The following is a 19,195-nucleotide window of genomic DNA, read 5'->3' on the forward strand; positions in this document are numbered from 1 at the left end:
GTCGGCGCCGCTCGGGGACCGGGGTGTCGCGGGCCGCCGCGGGCGGCGTACGCTAAGGGCGCCATGCCGTACGAACCACCTACTCACACCGTCGAGCGCTCTCTGCGCGCCACGACCGGGGCGAAGATCGTTGCAGGTGTCGACGAGGTGGGGCGCGGCGCGTGGGCCGGCCCTGTCACCGTCTGCGCGGCGGTCACCGGACTGCGTCGGCCCCCAGGGGGCCTCACCGACTCCAAGCTCCTCACCGTCAGGCGGCGCACCGAGCTCGCCGAGACGCTGCGGAGCTGGGTGACCTCGTACGCCCTGGGGCACGCCTCTCCCGAGGAGATCGACGCCCTGGGGATGACGGCCGCGCTGCGGCTGGCGGCGGGGCGTGCGCTGGAGGGGCTGCCGGTCCGGCCGGACGCGGTGATCCTCGACGGCAAGCACGACTATCTCGGCACGCCCTGGAAGGTCCGTACGGTCATCAAGGGCGACCAGTCGTGCGTGGCCGTCGCGGCGGCCTCGGTGATCGCCAAGGTTCAGCGCGACAAAATGATGGCCGAACTGGGCGTCGACCATGCAGACTTCGGTTTTGCGGACAACGCCGGGTATCCGTCGCCCGTGCACAAGGCCGCACTGGAGGTCCGGGGGCCCACCCCGTACCACCGGTTGTCGTGGGCGTATCTTGATGCGCTGCCCCAGTGGCGGCACCTCAAGAAGGTCCGCAGCGTGACGGAAGGGCGCGTTCCGGAAATCGAGGGTCAGCTCGGCTTCGACTTCTGACGGACCGCTCGCACTCATGTGCCACCCGGCGGCGCGAGCCGTACCAACGTTTGATAAAAATCAACCCATGCCTCTCATTCCCGAGGAGCCTCAGATTCACGAGAGTGCCCAGGGTCCCCGCACCGCGCCGACCCCCCGCCCCGTACCCGGTCCCCGCCCCGCGGCTCCGTCGCGTCCCGGTCGTCCCGGCCCGCCGCGGCCCGCGCCGCCGGTGCAGCGCGCGTCGCGCGACGCGGCCAAGCCCGTTCCCCCGGGCCCGCCCGCGCCCGCGGCGCCCACCCCGCAGCTCCAGTTGATCCCGGCCTCGGACCAGGGGGCGCTCGACGCCGCCGAAGAGGCCGTGGACCTGCTGCTGGACTCGGGCCGCGCCCCCGGCGACGTGCTGGTGATCACCACCGGTGACCCGCACCCGTGGGCCACCCACGAACTGTCCTTCGGCGAAGCCTCCTACTGGGCCCAGCACGACGCCGGTGACGACGTCTTCTACACGGACGCCAAGGCCGCCGAGCGTGCCGGTGCGCGCCCCGTCGTCGTGGTCGCCGTCAACGGAGGCCCGGAACCCGCGGCCGCCTCCGCCCTGTCGGTGGCGCACGCCCGGGCCGGCACCCTGCTGATCGTCTGCGGCGACCCGCAGCGCGTCAACTCGGTGCTGGGCGCGAGCGTCTGAGCCGTCGCCAAGGCGTCCGGCCGGACGCCGAGGGGGGACACGGACGCCGCGGTCGCGGCGTCCGCACGATCCGGGGACTTCGCGTGCCCGGGACCGGAGGGGCCGACGCTCTCGCGTCTCGCCGCCTCGGTACCGGGCCGGGTCCGGCCTCGTGCGGACGCGCCGTGCCGTGGTGCGGCCCGTCCCGCACCACCACGTGAGGCCCCCGGATGTCCGGGCGTCGTCCCGTGATGTCAGCGTGCCGCCGCGCGGCGCAGAACCTCCGACGCGGCACCACCGGTGCGCGGTATCCGGGGCGGTGCCGCGGACGTGGCGAACGGTTCCGGCGCCGAGCCGGCGCTGGGGTGGCGGCCGCCACGCCCCTCGCCGAGGACCTGCCACCCGTCACGGGTCAGCGTGATGTACGCACCGCAGCGCAGCCCGTGCAGGGTGCAGGCGTCCCGCAGCCCCCACATCCACGCACCGTCCTCCTCCGTCCAGCGCGCGTCGCCGTCACGGCAGTAGAGCAGCACGGCGGTGCGCACCGGGGTGCGGCGGCGCAGGTCGTGCGGGATCACCCGGCGCAACTGGGACAGCAGCACATTGCGGAGCAACCAGCCGTCCGCGGAGGCGGTACGCCGGGTGAACGACGCGCTCGCCCGCACCCGTTCGTCCGGATCGAGCACGGCGACGACCGCGGTCGCCGGACCGGGATGGTGCCGGGCGTGCAGTCCGCTGACGACCTCCCGCGGACTGCCCAGCAGCGGGATTCCCGCGGCGGCCCACTCCGCGGGTTCGAGCACACGATTGGCGGAAGCGGCGGACGTCGACAGCGATGCCGCCGAGGACGGAGCGAATCCGAAGGTCACGGTCCTCCCTTCGGCTACGCCCGGACTGCGGGCGGGGTCGGATTCGGGGGAGCGCGCACGCAACAGAGCCCTACCTGATCGGCGGGCGAGCCGTGCGGGTGCGTCCTTCAATTCTTCCTGTCGAACTTGGATGCGGCAACGAGCAATTGATGCAGCGGCCCGGTATCGGATGTTCCACGGCTAATATCCCCACCCGCTGGGTGGTCCGAACCATCAGCCCTGTACGGCCAGCACCAGCGGCAGCACACCCTGTGCACCGGCCCGCCGGAGCAGGCGTGCCGCGACCGCGAGGGTCCAGCCCGTCTCCGTGTAGTCGTCCACGAGGAGAACCGGGCCCGGCGCCTCGGCCAGCGCGGCGGCGAGCCCGACCGGCACGGTCAGTGCCCCGTCGAGGGACTTGAGGCGCTGGGCGCTGTTGCTCCGGGAGGCGGAGTGCGCCTCGCCCGTGTAATCCACCGATCCCAGCAGCGGCAGCCGCCCGATCTCCGCGATGCGCGCCCCGAGCGAGTGGATCAGTCGGGGCCGGCTGCGGGAGGCGAGGGTGACCACCCCCACCGGCCGGGGCTGGGGGTCCGCCGCTCCCGGAGCCCAACCGCCGGGCCCCTTGGCCCAGTCGGCCAGCACACCCACCACGGCCCGGGCGACATCGTCCGGCACCGGCCCGTCCGGTGCCTGCGGTGCGAACATCGGACGCAGCCGGTTGCCCCAGCCGATGTCCGACAGACGCCCCAACGCCATGCCCCGAGCGGCCTGTTCCCCCGCCGGAATGCGCCCCTTGAGGTCCATGCCGATCGCCGGAAGCCCGGTGGGCCACATCCGCCGGGGCTCCACCTCGACGCCCGCCCGGCCGAGATCCACGCGGGCCGCCTCGAGGGCGGTCGAGGATGCCTCGGGGGTGTACCGCGCGCCCGCGCAGTTGTCGCAGCGTCCGCAGGGCTTGGCGCCCTCGTCGTCCAACTGGCGCTGCAGGAACTCCATCCGGCAGTCCGTGCTCGCCGCGTACTCGCGCATCGCCTGCTGTTCGGTCCTGCGCTGGCGCGCCACCCACGCGTACCGCTCGGCGTCGTACGTCCACGGCTGCCCGGTCGCGATCCAGCCGCCCTTGACCCGCTTCACCGCCCCGTCCACGTCGAGCACCTTGAGCATGGTCTCCAGCCGGGAGCGGCGCAGTTCCACCAGCGGCTCGAGGGCCGGCAGCGACACGGGCCGGTCGGAGCGCGCGAGGACGTCGAGCGTACGGCGCACCAGGTCCTCCGAGGGGAAGGCGAGCGACGCGAAGTACTCCCAGATGGCCTCGTCCTCCTTCCCCGGCAGCAGCAGCACCTCGGCGTGCCGGACACCACGCCCGGCGCGGCCGACCTGCTGGTAGTAGGAGATGGGGGAGGACGGCGAGCCGAGATGCACCACGAAGCCCAGATCGGGCTTGTCGAAGCCCATGCCGAGCGCGGAGGTGGCGACCAGGGCCTTCACCTTGTTGGCGAGCAGATCCTCCTCGGCCTGCTGCCGGTCGGCGTTCTCCGTCCTGCCGGTGTACGAGGCGACGGTGTGCCCGCGCTGCCGCAGGAAGGCGGTGACCTCCTCGGCGGCGGCCACGGTGAGCGTGTAGACGATCCCCGAGCCCGGGAGCTCGTCCAGGTGGTCGGCGAGCCAGGCCATCCGGTGCGCGGCGTCCGGCAGGCGCAGCACGCTCAGGCTCAGGCTCTCCCGGTCCAGAGGGCCCCGGAGCACCAGCGCGTCCGACGAGCCTCCCGTACCCAGCTGTTCCGCGACATCGGCGGTGACACGGGCGTTGGCGGTGGCGGTGGTGGCGAGGACGGGCACGCCGTCCGGGAGGTCGGCGAGCATGGTGCGCAGCCGGCGGTAGTCCGGGCGGAAGTCGTGCCCCCAGTCCGAGATGCAGTGCGCCTCGTCGACCACCAGGAGCCCGGTCGCGGCGGAGAGCCTGGGCAGCACCTGGTCGCGGAAGTCCGGGTTGTTCAGCCGCTCGGGACTCACCAGCAGCACATCGACGTCGCCCGCGGCGATCTCCGTCTGGACGGATTCCCATTCCTCGCTGTTGGAGGAGTTGATGGTCCGGGCGCGGATTCCGGCTCTGGCCGCGGCCTCCACCTGGTTGCGCATGAGCGCCAGCAGCGGGGAGACGATCACGGTGGGGCCGCTGCCCTGTGCCCGCAGCAGCGAGGTGGCCACGAAGTAGACCGCGGACTTGCCCCAGCCCGTGCGCTGCACGACCAGGGCCCGGCGCTTGTCGGCGACCAGCGCCTCGATCGCCCGCCACTGGTCCTCGCGCAGCCGGGCCCCGCCCGAGGCGTCCCCGACGAGGCGGGCGAGAACCGCGTCGGCGGCCGTGCGGAGATCCGCGTTGCTCGTGTGCTCCATGGGTCCATACAACAGGACGCCACTGACATGCGGGCGAGAGCGCGGGAGCGATCCCCGTGACCCCGGGGTCAGTGACATGTTCCTGATTGAAGTTATCCACAGGACAAACCGGAAGGCCGCAATCCGCGAGATCGTCTTCGCATGACGAACCACGGCGAAACCACTGGATCCCCCGAAAACGGTGACATCTCCGGGCGCGACACCGGTCCCCGGACACCCGGCGGCGACGAAGGCCGCGCACCGCGTCCGCAGGACATCACCTGCACCGCGTACGACAGCCATGGCGACGGACAGCAGGTCACCCTGCGCTCCCCGGCCGAACTCGCCGACGCCCTGCCCTACCTGCTCGGCTACCGCCCCGAGGACAGCATCGTGCTGGTCGCCCTGCACGACAAGGACGGACGGGGCCGGTTCGGCGGCCGCGCCCGGCTCGGCATCCCCGCCAACCCCGACGACTGGCCCGCCGCGGTCCGGCAGCTGGCCCACGGCCTGGTGACGGGCAGCGAGCGCCGGGGCGCCCGGCCCGAGCAGATGGTCGTCTTCCTCTGCCACGAACCGGGCCGGGGCGAATCGGGCCGGCAGGTCAAGGAGCGGCTGGGTCCGCTCGCCCACACCCTGCGCCTGGAGTGCGGCGCCCTGGACATCCCGGTGGTGGAGGCCCTGTGCGTCTCGGACGGCCGCTTCTGGTCGTACTGCTGCGACGACGAGGGCTGCTGCCCGTCCGAGGGGACACCGATGGGCCTGCCCGGCACCTCGGTGCTGGCCGCCGCCGCCACCTACGCCGGGCTCCAGGTCCGCGGCACCCTGCGCGAACTGCGCGCCAGGCTCCAGCCGTGGGAGCACTCCGCCGCCCGGGAACAGGAGGCAGCCCTGGACGCCGCCGGCCTGGCGCTGATCCCCAGGATCCTCGACGCGGAGGGCCGGCACGAGGTCGCCGGGGAGACACTGGGGCTGGCCGAGCGGCTCCTGGGCCGTCTCGCCGACGCCCCGCCCGTGCCCGGAATGCTCCCGGCGGACCTGCGGGACGACGAACTGCTCGGGAACGACGAGGCCGCGGCGCTGATCCTCGGCCTGCAGGACCGCACGACCCGCGACCGCGCGGCCGAGTGGATGGAGGACGACGAGGCGGGCCCGGCCCTCCGCCTGTGGCGCGCCCTGGCCCGCCGCTGCGTCGGAGCGTACGGCGAACACGCCGCGGCACCCCTCACCCTCGCCGGGTGGGTCGCCTGGTCCACCGGTGACGAACTGGAGGCCCGGGAAGCACTCGCCATGGCCCTGGGCGCCGACCCCGACTACCTCTTCGCCCGGCTTCTGCACCAGGCGTGCAACGAGGGACTGGACCCGGAGTCGATCCGCCGCTGCCTGCGGTCCGAGCGCGGGGACCGCGGGCGGGCGACGCCGGACGAGCCGGCGGCCGTGGCCACGGAGCCGCCGGTTGCCGGACCCGCGGTTCCGGGCCCCGAAGCGGTTCCCCTGCCGCGTCGGCGCCGCACCCGGGCGCCCGGCACCGGCGGCGTTCTCCCTCGCCGGGGCCGCACGGAGGGCGGCCGACCGGGACGACGGGTTCCGCATTCGCGTACGTCGGCGGCGAGCGCCCACCCCGCGGCGGGCGGCGCGGACGAGAGCGGAACACGTCCCGGCGGCGCGCGCCCCGGCACGGCGGGCCCCGGCGCGGGGCGTCGCCGCGGTACCTCGCCGCCGGGCGCGCAGGCCGGCCACCGGGGCGGCGACCGGGAGGGGTGAGTGAGCTGCGGCTTTGCGCTCGTTGAGTAGGAACCGGCCTCAAGGAGGCGTGGTGAGCGGCGGGGGTGTTGTCCGTGCTGTGCCATCGGGCCGGAACCCGTCCCGGGACCCGCTCCGGACAGGCGACGGCTGTCCGGAGCGGGCGGGGAGGCTGCGCGGCCCGGCGCTGGCGGGGTACTTCCCCAAGTCTCGGCTCCGCTCGAGCGGAGGCTTCATGGGCGGGAGGTACTCCCAGCGCCCGTCTTCCCCCGCTCTCGGCTCCGCTCGAGCGGGGATCCCCACCGCCCTGGGGGTGCTTCCCAAGCCGTTCAGGCACTGGGGGAGGCACGGCTGCCCGCGGTGTGGGTGGGTGTGGGCGTGACCCGGAGACGGGCGGTTCCGTTCACCTGAGTGGCGGAACGCCTGGACGGGGCGTGACGTCGTATTCCACTTCCACCGGCCTGACCGAATTCCACCGGCCTGACCGAAGCCTGTCGGCGGCGGGCCCGCCCGAGCCATACCGAGCACAGAGAAAGCCTTCCCATGCACCAGCCGGCTCCGCCCGCCCCCTTCGCCGACCGTGCCGGAGCCCTGACCGGCACGCGGACGCCACTGCCACGACAGCGGGATCACCATCCCGCCCGTCGGTGGCCCGCCGAACTGCCGCCCGCGCACACCGCCATGATCTGCGTCGCCCTGCCCGGCCTCGCCATCTCGACGGAACAGGGACAGCAGACCGGCAACGGGCTGGAGGGGTTCTACCGCGCGGGACGGCGTCTCCTCTCCCGGTGCCAGGTCCGCGTGGCCGGGCGGGAGCCGCTCGCGGTCCAGGCGCGGATGGTGGCCGCCGACCGGGCCCGTTTCGTGGGGACGCTGCGGGTGTCCCCACGAGGCGGCGGCCCGGACCCGGACGTGCTCGTGGAGCGGACGCGCTGCGCGGACGGCACGGAACGGATCACGCTGCGCAGCGCGGCCCCGCGTCCGTTGCGCCTGCCCGTCGAGGTGGCCCTCGGCACGGATCTCGCCGACCTCGGGGCGATCGCCGCCGGCCGCGCGGGGCCCGAACTGCCGGCCGATGTCCACGCCTGTGGCCTGCGCTGGTCCCGTGCCGGCGCACGCGCGTCGGTCACGGCCGAACCGCCGCCCGCCGAGGCGCTGGCCTCCGCCGGACTGCTGCGCTGGGAGTTCGACCTGCCCCCGGGCGGCAGCGCGAGCATCGAGTTGCGCGTACGGCAGGACGGAGCGGCGCCTCTTCGTTCCGCGGGCCGCACGGCCACGAGCCCTCTCGCTCCGGCGCGTGCCACGGGGGACGACCCGCGGGTCCCCGCCCTGCTGCGGACGAGCGTCGACGACCTCCGGGCCCTCCTGCTGCGTGACCCGGAGCACCCCGCCGACCTCCACCTCGCGGCCGGCGCCCCCTGGCGCTGCGGGCTCGCCCCGGCCGAGGCCCTCGCCGCCGCCCGGATGGTCCTGCCGCTCGGCACCGGGCTCGCCGCGGGCACCCTGCGCATCCTCGCCCGCACCCAGTTCCCCGGGCCGGGGCCGAAGGCCGGCATGATCCCCGGCCCGTGCCGCGACGCCGGACCCCATCTGCCTCCTGGCTGCACGGGAACGGAGGCCACACTGCTCTTCCCCGTGCTCCTGGCCGAGGCCCGCCGCTGGGGGCTCCCCGAACGCGAGACCGAGGAACTGCTTCCGGCCGCCGAACGCTGTCTGGCCTGGCTGCGGAACACGGTGGGTGACGGCGCCTACCTGCCCGACCCGCAACCCGGCGGACCCGTCCGCTGCGAGACACAGGCCCAGGCCCACCGGGCGGCCCTGCTCGGCGCCGACCTGCTCGACGCGTACGGCAGACCGGGCGGCGCCGGACTGCGGCAGTGGGCGCGGACCTTGCGCGGGGCCTTCCAGGACGACTTCTGGATCGACGGCCCGCGCGGAGACCGGCCGGCGGCGGCCCGTGCCCCGGACGGCCGCCCCGTCCCGCACCTGGGCGCACCGGTCGCACACCTCCTCGACACCGGACTGCTGGGCGGGGGCGAACTCGCGCCCGGCCTCCTCGACAAGGTGCGGACCGAGCGGCTGGCGCGGCTGCTGGGCGGCCCCGACCTGGACTCGGGCTGGGGCCTGCGCGGCATGGGCGTGAAGGAGGCGGGTCACAACCCGTTCGGACACCGCTCCGGCGCCGTGCGGGTCCGCGAGACGGCGCTCGCCGTCGCGGGACTCGCGGCCGCCGGCTACGAGAGGGAGGCGGCGTCCCTGCTGCGGGGCGTGCTCGGGGCGGCGGAGGCGTTCGGTCACCGGCTGCCCGAGATGTACGCGGGGGAGCAGCGGACCGAGGGGAGCGTGCCGCTCCCGCACCCGGCGGCCTGCCGCCCGGCGGCCACGGCGGCGGCCGCCGGAGTCCTGCTGCTGACCACGCTCGCGGGGGTCCGCCCCGACGCCCCGGCCCGGACGGTCGCGCTGCGACCGATGCGCGGCGCCCCGCTGGGCGAGACGGTCCTGACGGGACTGCGCGTGGCGGGCGCCCCCTTCGCCGTACGGATCAGCCGGCTCGGTCTCGCCATGGTCGAGGAAGCGGCCGACGGACTCCAGTTGGGAGCCTGACCCGGTGGGGCACGTCCTCGCCGGGCGGCAGGGAGGGCGGGCGACGGACCTGCCGGAGCGAAGTGGATCAGTTGGTGTCACGGTCGGCGAAGGGAGTGTTTATCGTCAGGCAGACGACTATGATCGCCGCATGCCCTACGACCCGTCAGCCTTTCCCCCCTTCGCCGTCACCGTGGACCTGGTCGTGCTGACCGTACGCCGCCATGCCCTGTGCGCGCTGGCGGTACGCCGGGGAGAGGCGCCGTTCCAGGGGCGCTGGGCGCTCCCCGGCGGCTTCGTGCGGGACGACGAGGACCTGGCGCAGGCGGCGGCCCGGGAACTGGCCGAGGAGACAGGGCTGAGGGTGCACGACCCCGCCGCCCCCGCCCAGGACAACGGCGCTCACCTGGAACAGCTCGCCACGTACGGCGATCCCGAGCGCGACCCCCGGATGCGGGTCGTCAGCGTCGCCCACCTCGCCCTCGCCCCCGACCTGCCCGCGCCCCGGGCGGGCGGTGACGCCAGCAACGCACGCTGGGCGCCCGTCGAGGAACTGCTGCAGCAGGGCGGTTACGGCCGGGACGGCGAGCCGGTGGCGCCCCTCGCCTTCGACCACGCCCGGATCCTGTCGGACGGGGTGGAACGCGCCCGCTCCAAGATCGAGTACTCGTCGCTGGCGACGGCCTTCTGCCCGCCCGAGTTCACCGTCGGCGAGCTGCGCCGGGTCTACGAGGCGGTCTGGGGCGTGGCGCTCGACCCGCGCAACTTCCACCGCAAGGTGACGGGCACGCCGGGCTTCCTGGTCCCCACCGGTGGTACGACCACCCGGCAGGGCGGTCGCCCCGCCCAGCTCTTCCGGGCCGGCGGCGCCACCCTGCTCAACCCCCCGATGCTGCGCCCCGAGGTCTGACGCGGCCCGACCGGACCCGGCCAACGGGCCCGGCGGGGCAGCGCCCTTCCTCTCCGCCGACCGGCCGCGAGATGCCCGGAAAATCCGATATGGCGCGCTATCTTGCATCGGGTGATCCAGGCCACCGGACTGACCAGCAGCCCTCGCAAAGAGCTTCCGCCCGCCGTCGACGACGTCTCCTTCGAGGCGCACGCGGGCCGTGTCACCGCGTTGCTCGGAGCACCGGGCGCCGGCAAGACGACGGCGCTCCGGCTCATGCTCGAACTCCAACGCGGCCGTGGCATCACCTACTTCAGGGGCCGCCCGCTGCACCGCATCCCCCATCCCGCCCACGAAGTCGGCGTGCTGCTCGGCGATGTGCCGGGCCACCCCGCCCGCACCGTCCGCGGGCACCTGCGCATGCTGTGCGCCGCCGCGGGCGTCCCGGTCCGCCGGGCCGACGAAGTCCTCGAGGCGGCAGGGATCGTGAGCCTGCGCGACGAACGCCTGGGCACCCTGTCGCGCGGCATGGACCGCCGCCTGGGACTGGCCTGCGCACTGCTGCCGGACCCGCACACACTCGTGCTCGACGAGCCCGCGCGCGGTCTCTCCGCCACCGAGAGCCGCTGGCTGTACGGCACACTCAGGGCGTACGCGGCCCAGGGCGGTACGGTGCTGTGCACGACGGCGGACCCGAAGGAGGCCGCGCGGATCGCGGACCACGTGGTCACCCTGGAACGGGGAAGGCTCGTCGCCGACCAGGAGGCGGCGGACTTCTCGCGGACCCGGCTGCGCCCCCGCGTCGCCGTCCGCAGCCCGCACGCCGCCCGCCTCTCCGCCCTGCTCGCGCAGGAGGCCCGCGCCACCCGGCGGTCGGTGGAGGCCGTGCACGAGGGCGGCAACCGCCTCTGCGTCTATGGCAGTACCTGCGCGGACGTCGGCGAGGTCGCGTTCCGGCACGGCATCGTCGTACACCAACTGGCGGACGAGACCGGGGACATGGGTCCCGGCGCCGGGGCGGGCGAACCGGCGCCGGGCGAGAAGGGGACCCCGGTCGGCACCGCCGTCCGGGACGCCGGGGGACCCGTCCCCGCGGACGACACGGCACGCGATCCGGACGACCACCCCGGCGCCCCGGCCGGCGAAGGCTCCCCCGCGTCCGTGTCCCCGCTCCGGCAGGAGCCGGAGGAAGCCGCCGTCGAGGACGCCCCCCCGGCCTCCAGGACCCGCTCGCGCCGGGCCGCCCGCACACGCGACGCCGCTGCCGGGCTTCCCCCTTCCGTCTCCGTCCGCCCCGCCCCCAGACCCCTTCGCCCGCTGCGCTACGAGATCCGCCGTGCCACGGGTGTCGGCACGGGGTTCCTCGTCGGGGCGGCCGTGCTCGTCGTGTCCGCGCTCACCGCCGTACTGCTGGCGCGGGTCGGGCACACCCCGCAGCCGCGCCTGCTGGCCGCGTGGCCGAGGGAGCTGCCGCTGCCGCCCGCGGCGCTCGGCGCGGGACTGCTCGGCGCGCTGGCCTTCGGCGACGAGTTCCGCCACCCCGCGCTGGCGGCGGACCGCGGCACCGTGCCCCGGCGGCTGGGGCTGCTGACCGCCAAACTCCTCGTGGCCTCGGCCACCGCGCTGGTGCTGGCCGTCCTGACCGTCGGGTGTGACGCCGAGCTGCTCTACCTCGTCTACGGACGGGAGGCCGTCGAGGTTCCCGCCGACTGGCTGCCGCTGAGTGCGGGTTGGCTCGGCCTGGTGACCGGGTGCGCCTGCGCCGGTGTGCTGGCCGCGGGCGTGTTCCGGTCCACCACCGCCGGTCTCGCCGTCGTCGTCGCCGTACCCCTTCTCGTCGTGCCGCTCGTGCACAAGGTGACGGAGGGGCCGGCGGCGCGCACCCCGGCCCCGCTCGCGTCGCGGCTGCGGGACGGTGTGCCGCTCCGGTGGCCCTTCGGGGGCGAACGCCATCTGGACGCGGTCCTGCGCCTGGTCGCCCAACCCGTCGGCGGCGCGCTGACGTTGTCGCTGGCGGCGCTGCTGTGCGCGTACGTGCTCACCGGTCTGCGGAGCAGAGTCCGATAACGACCGTCCACGAACGCATCGGCCCGCCCCCGCCCACAACTCCCCGCAGAAAGCCCATTTCTTTCCGATAAGGCGTCAATTGCGACGGGGTGAGCGATCACCCTTTCGTGTGCTTTTCACCAAAGACCTCAAGGGAGTTGGAAGCGGAGCCGACAAAGGATGCGTGAGTACCCTTGCGCACACCATGATGACCGCCGCCCGCTCCGCAGACTCCGGCCTCGCGAGCCCGGGCGGACTCGACCGCTACCCCTACGCCGAGACGCCCGCCGTCGACCGCGTCGGGGCCCCTGCCTGGGACGGCGCGGACCCGGAGCTGGGCCGTGTGGGCCGACGGGCCGCGGGCAGCCGCGGTCGCGGGCTGCACGGCCAACTCGTCCAGCAGTTGGGTCAGATGATCGTTTCCGGGGACCTGGGCGCCGACCGCCCGCTGGTGCCGGAGGAGATCGGCCAGCGCTTCGAGGTCTCCCGCACCGTCGTCCGCGAGTCGCTCCGTGTCCTGGAGGCCAAGGGCCTGGTCAGCGCCCGGCCGAACGTCGGTACGCGCGTGCGCCCCGTCAGCGACTGGAACCTCCTCGACCCGGACATCATCGAGTGGCGGGCCTTCGGGCCGCAGCGCGACGACCAGCGCCGTGAGCTCAGCGAGCTGCGCTGGACGATCGAGCCGCTCGCCGCCTGCCTGGCGGCCGGGCACGGACGGGAGGACGTCCAGCAGCGCCTGACCGACATGGTCGAGATCATGGGCCACGCCATGGGGCAGGGCGACGCCCTGACCTTCGCCCGCGCCGACGCGGAGTTCCACTCCCTGCTCATCCAGATCGCCGGCAACCGGATGCTGGAGCACCTCTCCGGGATCGTGTCCGCCGCGCTGCAGGTCTCGGGCGGCCCGGCCACGGGCTGTGAGCGACCGAACGAGACGTCCCTGGCGCAGCACGGCCGGATCGTCGACGCCCTCGCCGGCGGCGACGGCGCGGCGGCCGAGGCGGCCATGCGGCAACTGCTCACGGTCCACCCAGAGGTGGAACGCGTGGTGCCCGCCCCGCGCGAGCACTGACCGCGTTCCGCGGACGGCGCGGTCCGGCATGCCATCCCCCTCCTGTGGCAGCGCCCCACCGATGAGCCGTCCCCCGTCGGACCCCGCGGGATCATCGATGATCCCGCGGGGTCCGATGCCCAGAACGGCGTGGCAGACTCGGAGAGGTGACCTCCTCGCCCCTGAGTGAACGCTTTCGTAATTGTTTGACCGATTCTGTGCGCTTACGGGGTGTGACTCGGGCCACGCGGATTGGGCGTAACGCTCCTGGGAAGAACGCGATGACCTAAGAGGTGACAGCCGCGGAGGGAATACGGACGCCGTTCATGGCGCTGTGCATCTTCCCCGGCCCCCGCCCGCGCCGTCGGCCCATCCCCAAGCCGGCGGTCGGCCCCTGTCCACTGTGGACGGGGCCGGAAGCCGTTTTCCAACGTTCCGAGAGGTTGTTCGTGTCGGCCAGCACATCCCGTACGCTCCCGCCGGAGATCGCCGAGTCCGTCTCTGTCATGGCGCTCATTGAGCGGGGAAAGGCTGAGGGGCAGATCGCCGGCGATGACGTGCGTCGGGCCTTCGAAGCTGACCAGATTCCGGCCACTCAGTGGAAGAACGTACTGCGCAGCCTCAACCAGATCCTCGAGGAAGAGGGTGTGACGCTGATGGTCAGTGCCGCAGAGCCCAAGCGCACCCGCAAGAGCGTCGCAGCGAAGAGTCCCGCCAAGCGCACCGCCACCAAGACGGTCGCCGCCAAGACGGTGACCGCCCGGAAGGCCACCGCCACCGCGACTCCGGCGGCGCCCGCCGCCGACCCCGCCGCCGAGGAGGAGGCACCCGCCAAGAAGGCGGCTGCCAAGAAGACGACCGCGAAGAAGGCGGCCGTCAAGAAGACCACGGCCAAGAAGACGGCCACCAAGAAGACCACGGCCAAGAAGGACGACGCCGAGCTGGGCGACGAGGAGGTCCTCGAGGACACCAAGGCCGCGGAGGAGCCCGAGGGCACCGAGAACGCCGGCTTCGTGCTCTCCGACGAGGACGAGGACGACGCGCCCGCCCAGCAGGTCGCCGCCGCCGGTGCCACCGCCGACCCGGTCAAGGACTACCTCAAGCAGATCGGCAAGGTCCCCCTGCTCAACGCCGAGCAGGAGGTCGAGCTCGCCAAGCGCATCGAGGCGGGTCTGTTCGCCGAGGACAAGCTGGCCAACTCCGACAAGCTGGCGCCCAAGCTCAAGCGCGAGCTGGAGATCATCGCCGAGGACGGCCGCCGCGCCAAGAACCACCTGCTGGAGGCCAACCTCCGTCTGGTGGTCTCCCTGGCCAAGCGCTACACCGGCCGCGGCATGCTCTTCCTGGACCTCATCCAGGAGGGCAACCTCGGTCTGATCCGCGCGGTGGAGAAGTTCGACTACACCAAGGGCTACAAGTTCTCCACGTACGCCACCTGGTGGATCCGCCAGGCGATCACCCGCGCGATGGCCGACCAGGCGCGCACCATCCGTATCCCGGTGCACATGGTCGAGGTCATCAACAAGCTCGCGCGCGTACAGCGCCAGATGCTCCAGGACCTGGGCCGCGAGCCCACCCCGGAGGAGCTGGCCAAGGAACTCGACATGACCCCCGAGAAGGTCATCGAGGTCCAGAAGTACGGCCGCGAGCCCATCTCCCTGCACACCCCGCTGGGCGAGGACGGCGACAGCGAGTTCGGTGACCTCATCGAGGACTCCGAGGCGGTCGTCCCGGCCGACGCGGTCAGCTTCACGCTGCTGCAGGAGCAGCTCCACTCCGTCCTGGACACCCTGTCCGAGCGCGAGGCGGGCGTCGTCTCCATGCGCTTCGGTCTCACCGACGGTCAGCCGAAGACCCTCGACGAGATCGGCAAGGTGTACGGCGTCACGCGCGAGCGCATCCGCCAGATCGAGTCCAAGACCATGTCGAAGCTGCGCCACCCGTCGCGCTCCCAGGTGCTGCGCGACTACCTCGACTAGGGGGTGTTGTCTGGATCAGGCCGGTTTCAGGCGACAACGCCGCAGATGTGCGTGCCAGGACCCGCGACTCCGGCAAGATCCAAACGGCACCTCCCAGGTCCGCCCGCCACGACACGCCGTCGTGTGCCGGTTCGCGTCAGGCCCGGTTTCCCGTCCTGGGGAGCTGGGCCTTCGCGTTGTCGCGCGGGTGCGGGCTCGGGCGGGGTCCATCACTGTGGGTGTTTCAGGATCACCCCAGTGTGAGGAGCGTGCATGCGACGTCGTCTTGCCCGGGCCCTGGCCCGGCCGCTGGCCCTCGCGGCCGCCGCGACCGTCATACCGCTGGCCTCGGCCGTTCCGGCAGCCGCCGACAGCATCGTCGTCGGTGGCTTCCCCGTCGATGTCTCGGAGGGTCCGTGGACAGTGGCGCTGTCCAGCCGCGACCGGTTCGGAGGTACGCGAGCGGGACAGTTCTGCGGGGGTGTGGCGGTCGGCCGGACCACCGTGCTCACCGCGGCCCACTGCATGGACGAGGAGGTGCTGGGGGCGCCCCCGGGACGCGTGGGCGACCTCAGGGTGATCACGGGGCGTACGGAACTGCTCTCGGACCGCGGTCAGGAGATCGCCGTACGCGGCACCTGGGTGAACCCGGACTACGACGGCGTCACCAACTCCGGCGACTACGCCGTGCTCAGTCTGGCCGAGCCGCTGCCCTCGAGCTCGGTGATAGCCATGGCCGGGGCCGGTGATCCCGCGTACCGGGCGGGTACCGCGGCCACCGTCTACGGGTGGGGGGACACCACGGGGTCCGGGGCCTATGCCGGCAGCCTGCACGCGGCACGCGTGCGGGTGCAGCCCGACGCGCTGTGCGAGAAGGCGTATCCGGGCGGTTCCGAGGGCACCTACCGTGCCGAGACGATGCTGTGCGCGGGAGAGGTGCGAGGGGGCCGGGACGCCTGTCAGGGCGACAGTGGAGGGCCGCTGGTGGCCCAGGGGCGGCTGATAGGCCTCGTCTCCTGGGGGACGGGGTGCGGCTGGGCGGGCAGTCCCGGGGTGTACACGCGGGTCTCCGACATCCTGCGGACCCTTGGGCGGCCGCAGGGCTGAGAACGGCCAAAAGGGCACAGGAGGACCGCTGGGCGGCTCCTGGCGGGTGCGGGCACGAGACGGGCGGCTGCCTCCGGAGTGGAGACAGCCGCCCGCTCACCGGCCTGTGCCGGGCTGCTCGTCGTCGGACGCGAAGTGTCGGCGCTCTCTGTCAGCGCTCTTCGTCGGGAGCGGTCACCGGAGGGGCGGTCAGCCGCTCCGTCTCGTCCTGTATCTCAGCGGCGATCTTCTTGAGTTCCGGCTCGAACTTGCGGCCGTGGTGGGCGCAGAAGAGCAGTTCTCCGCCGCTCAGCAGGACGACGCGCAGGTATGCCTGGGCGCCGCAGCGGTCGCAGCGATCGGCGGCCGTCAGTGGGCTCGCGGGGGTCAGAACAGTAGTCACGTCGCCTCTTCTCTAGCTCGACGAGCTGTCGTACCAGGGTCAACATCCAACCAGCCCCAAAACGTTCCCGCTCGTGGCTTCTCCTCGAAAAAATTTTCCGAGGTGGGTGGCTGTTGCCGGTTGGCGGCGAATGTGCCGTAGTGCGTGTCTGATGTGTCGTACGGATTCGCGTTCGTATCGGTGGTCGGCCCTCCCGGCTGGCTTGCCGGTTGTTCATGAGGACGTGCCCGGAGCCTAAATGGTTCATGCCTCGAAGGGAACGTGATGTGTGCTTCACTCCATCGAGGGATCGAACACGCATGCGACCCTGGACTAGGGTGGGCTGAAGCGAGGGTGGCGTTACAACGGCTCTACCAGGCCTCGGTACCCTCTCACCGGTGACTGAAGCCGCGCCCTTACCCAAGAGGGCCGCATCTGAAATTCAGCGAGGAGCGAACCGCGTGACCGCCGAGACGTCCGTGCCGTCCACAGCGCTGCTGGCAGGAGCAGACCGGGACGGTTCCAACTACACCGCGCGGCACCTGCTCGTCCTCGAGGGGCTCGAGGCCGTGCGGAAGCGCCCCGGAATGTACATCGGGTCGACCGACAGCCGCGGTCTGATGCACTGCCTCTGGGAGATCATCGACAACTCCGTGGACGAGGCCCTCGGAGGCTACTGCGACCACATCGACGTGGTCCTCCACGACGACGGCTCGGTGGAGGTCCGGGACAACGGCCGGGGCATCCCGGTCGACGTCGAACCCAAGACCGGCCTCTCCGGCGTCGAGGTCGTCATGACCAAGCTGCACGCCGGCGGCAAGTTCGGCGGCGGCTCGTACGCCGCCTCCGGCGGTCTGCACGGCGTCGGCGCCTCCGTCGTCAACGCGCTCTCCGCGCGGCTGGACGTCGAGGTGGACCGTGGCGGGCACACCCATGCGATCAGCTTCCGGCGCGGTGTCCCCGGAGCCTTCGCCGCCATGGGCCCGGACGCGAAGTTCGAGGCCGGGAGCGGACTGCGCAAGGCCAAGAAGATCCCCAAGACCCGCAGCGGCACGCGCGTGCGCTACTGGGCCGACCGCCAGATCTTCCTCAAGGACGCCAAGCTCGCCCTGGACACGCTGCACCAGCGCGCCCGCCAGACCGCGTTCCTGGTGCCGGGGCTGACCATCGTCGTCCGCGACGAGTTCGGGCTCGGCGAGGGCGGCAGCAAGGGCGAGGAGTCGTTCCGCTTCGACGGCGGCATCAGCGAGTTCTGCGAGTTCCTGGCCTCCGACCGGCCCGTCTGCGACACCCTCCGCTTCACCGGACAGGGAACCTTCAAGGAGACCGTCCCGGTCCTCGACGAGCACGGCCAGATGACGCCCACCGAGGTCACCCGCGAGCTCGGCGTCGACGTCGCGATGCGCTGGGGCACCGGCTACGACACCACGCTCAGGTCGTTCGTCAACATCATCGCCACCCCCAAGGGCGGCACCCATGTCGCCGGCTTCGAGCAGGCCGTCGCCAAGACGATGAACGAGGTGCTGCGCACCAAGAAGATGCTGCGCGTGGCCGAGGACGACATCGTCAAGGACGACGCCCTCGAGGGCCTCACCGCGGTGGTCACGGTCCGCCTGGCCGAGCCGCAGTTCGAGGGCCAGACCAAGGAGGTCCTCGGCACCTCGGCGGCCCGCCGCATCGTGAACAACGTGATCTCCAAGGAACTCAAGGCGTTCCTGACCTCCACCAAGCGCGACGACGCCCAGCAGGCCCGCGTCGTCATGGAGAAGGCCGTCGCCGCGGCCCGGACCCGCATCGCGGCCCGTCAGCACAAGGACGCGCAGCGCCGCAAGACGGCCCTGGAGTCCTCCTCGCTGCCCGCCAAGCTCGCCGACTGCCGCAGCGACGACGTCGACCGCAGCGAGCTGTTCATCGTCGAGGGAGACTCCGCGCTCGGCACGGCCAAGCTCGCCCGGAACTCCGAGTTCCAGGCGCTCCTGCCGATCCGCGGCAAGATCCTCAACGTCCAGAAGTCGTCCGTGACGGACATGCTGAAGAACGCCGAGTGCGGCGCGATCATCCAGGTCATAGGGGCGGGGTCGGGGCGCACCTTCGACATCGACACGGCCCGCTACGGCAAGATCATCATGATGACCGACGCCGATGTCGACGGCTCCCACATCCGCACCCTGCTGCTGACCCTGTTCCACCGCTACATGCGGCCCATGGTCGAGTCCGGCCGGGTGTTCGCCGCGGTGCCGCCGCTGCACCGCATCGAGCTGGTCCAGCCCAAGAAGGGCCAGGACAAGTACGTCTACACGTACTCGGACCGGGAACTGCGCGACAAGCTCATGGAGTTCCAGAGCAAGAACATCCGCTACAAGGACTCGATCCAGCGCTACAAGGGCCTCGGCGAGATGGACGCCGACCAGCTGGCCGAGACCACCATGGACCCGCGTCACCGCACCCTGCGCCGGATCAACCTCACCGACCTGGAGGCCGCCGAGCAGGTCTTCGACCTCCTCATGGGCAACGACGTCGCCCCGCGCAAGGAGTTCATCTCCAGCTCCGCGGCGACCCTGGACCGCTCGCGCATCGACGCGTAGAGCCTGTCCGGCGGATCGAGTCGGAGGAAACCGGCGGCGCCTTGCAGCCCAGGTGAGCGGGGCTATAGGGGTCCCCCGTGCATGGGGCCTCTCCCGCTCGAGCGAAGCCGAGCGTGGGGGAGCAGCCGAGCGTGGGGAGTCGGTGACCGACGACAACGCCGCTGGGGGCGCCCCCACGCCCTTTCGGGCAGTGAGGGAGGGTGTGCCGGGCCCCGCGTCTCCGCATGATCCGCC

At 72.7% G+C, this 19,195-nt stretch carries 13 protein-coding genes; 10 read left to right on the forward strand and 3 right to left on the reverse strand.

From position 1 onward, the window contains the following. The first annotated feature begins 63 nt into the window (after positions 1-63). The gene (locus AMK33_RS00415; RefSeq protein ID WP_073930652.1) at positions 64-765 is read left to right on the forward strand and encodes a ribonuclease HII; all 702 of its coding nucleotides are present in this window, start codon (positions 64-66) and stop codon (positions 763-765) included. Positions 766-832: 67 nt separating this feature from the next. Then, the gene (locus AMK33_RS00420) at positions 833-1,432 is read left to right on the forward strand and encodes a hypothetical protein (RefSeq protein WP_073930653.1); all 600 of its coding nucleotides are present in this window, start codon (positions 833-835) and stop codon (positions 1,430-1,432) included. A 233-nt stretch (positions 1,433-1,665) separates the two neighbouring features. On the opposite strand, the gene AMK33_RS00425 is transcribed toward AMK33_RS00420, so the two are convergent. Beyond that, positions 1,666-2,280 carry a hypothetical protein gene (locus tag AMK33_RS00425; protein WP_073930654.1) on the reverse strand — a complete coding sequence of 205 codons (615 nt, stop codon included), beginning with the start codon at positions 2,278-2,280 and terminating at the stop codon, positions 1,666-1,668. Between the two features lie 213 nt (positions 2,281-2,493). Continuing rightward, on the reverse strand, positions 2,494-4,659 hold the full coding sequence (locus AMK33_RS00430) for a RecQ family ATP-dependent DNA helicase (protein WP_073930655.1): 2,166 nt from the start codon (positions 4,657-4,659) through the stop codon (positions 2,494-2,496). A gap of 141 nt (positions 4,660-4,800) precedes the next feature. On the opposite strand from AMK33_RS00430, the gene AMK33_RS00435 reads away from it, so the two are divergent. The 7 genes from AMK33_RS00435 (at position 4,801) to AMK33_RS00465 (ending at position 16,015) form a co-directional block, all read left to right on the forward strand. Further along, positions 4,801-6,402 (forward strand): DUF4192 domain-containing protein, encoded by a 1,602-nt coding sequence (locus tag AMK33_RS00435; RefSeq protein ID WP_073930656.1) that lies wholly within the window; start codon positions 4,801-4,803, stop codon positions 6,400-6,402. Positions 6,403-7,062: 660 nt separating this feature from the next. Next, positions 7,063-8,985, forward strand: a complete 1,923-nt coding sequence (locus AMK33_RS00440) for a glycogen debranching N-terminal domain-containing protein (protein ID WP_073931452.1) — start codon at positions 7,063-7,065, stop codon at positions 8,983-8,985. A gap of 130 nt (positions 8,986-9,115) precedes the next feature. After that, positions 9,116-9,874: an NUDIX hydrolase gene (locus AMK33_RS00445; RefSeq protein ID WP_073930657.1), complete on the forward strand. Its 759-nt coding sequence runs from the start codon at positions 9,116-9,118 to the stop codon at positions 9,872-9,874. A 111-nt stretch (positions 9,875-9,985) separates the two neighbouring features. Continuing rightward, entirely contained in the window at positions 9,986-11,920 is a 1,935-nt protein-coding gene (locus tag AMK33_RS00450; RefSeq protein ID WP_073930658.1) for an ABC transporter ATP-binding protein, read from the forward strand. Positions 11,921-12,083: 163 nt separating this feature from the next. Further along, positions 12,084-12,971, forward strand: coding sequence for a FadR/GntR family transcriptional regulator (locus AMK33_RS00455; RefSeq protein ID WP_073930659.1), 888 nt, complete (start codon positions 12,084-12,086; stop codon positions 12,969-12,971). A gap of 428 nt (positions 12,972-13,399) precedes the next feature. Next, positions 13,400-14,929: an RNA polymerase sigma factor gene (locus AMK33_RS00460; RefSeq protein ID WP_073931453.1), complete on the forward strand. Its 1,530-nt coding sequence runs from the start codon at positions 13,400-13,402 to the stop codon at positions 14,927-14,929. A gap of 252 nt (positions 14,930-15,181) precedes the next feature. Continuing rightward, positions 15,182-16,015 (forward strand): S1 family peptidase, encoded by an 834-nt coding sequence (locus tag AMK33_RS00465; RefSeq protein ID WP_073930660.1) that lies wholly within the window; start codon positions 15,182-15,184, stop codon positions 16,013-16,015. Between the two features lie 151 nt (positions 16,016-16,166). Here the strand turns inward: AMK33_RS00465 and AMK33_RS00470 are convergent, their stop codons facing one another. Beyond that, a complete protein-coding gene (locus tag AMK33_RS00470; protein WP_073930661.1) occupies positions 16,167-16,397 on the reverse strand; it encodes a DUF7455 domain-containing protein in 231 nt (76 codons plus the stop codon). Between the two features lie 440 nt (positions 16,398-16,837). Between AMK33_RS00470 and AMK33_RS00475 the strand changes: the two genes are divergently transcribed. Further along, complete coding sequence (locus AMK33_RS00475) at positions 16,838-18,961, forward strand: DNA gyrase/topoisomerase IV subunit B (RefSeq protein ID WP_073930662.1); 2,124 nt, start codon at positions 16,838-16,840, stop codon at positions 18,959-18,961. The last annotated feature ends 234 nt before the right edge of the window (positions 18,962-19,195 follow it).

It is taken from the genome of Streptomyces sp. CB02400 (assembly GCF_001905725.1).
Taxonomy (GTDB): Bacteria; Actinomycetota; Actinomycetes; order Streptomycetales; family Streptomycetaceae; genus Streptomyces; species Streptomyces atrovirens.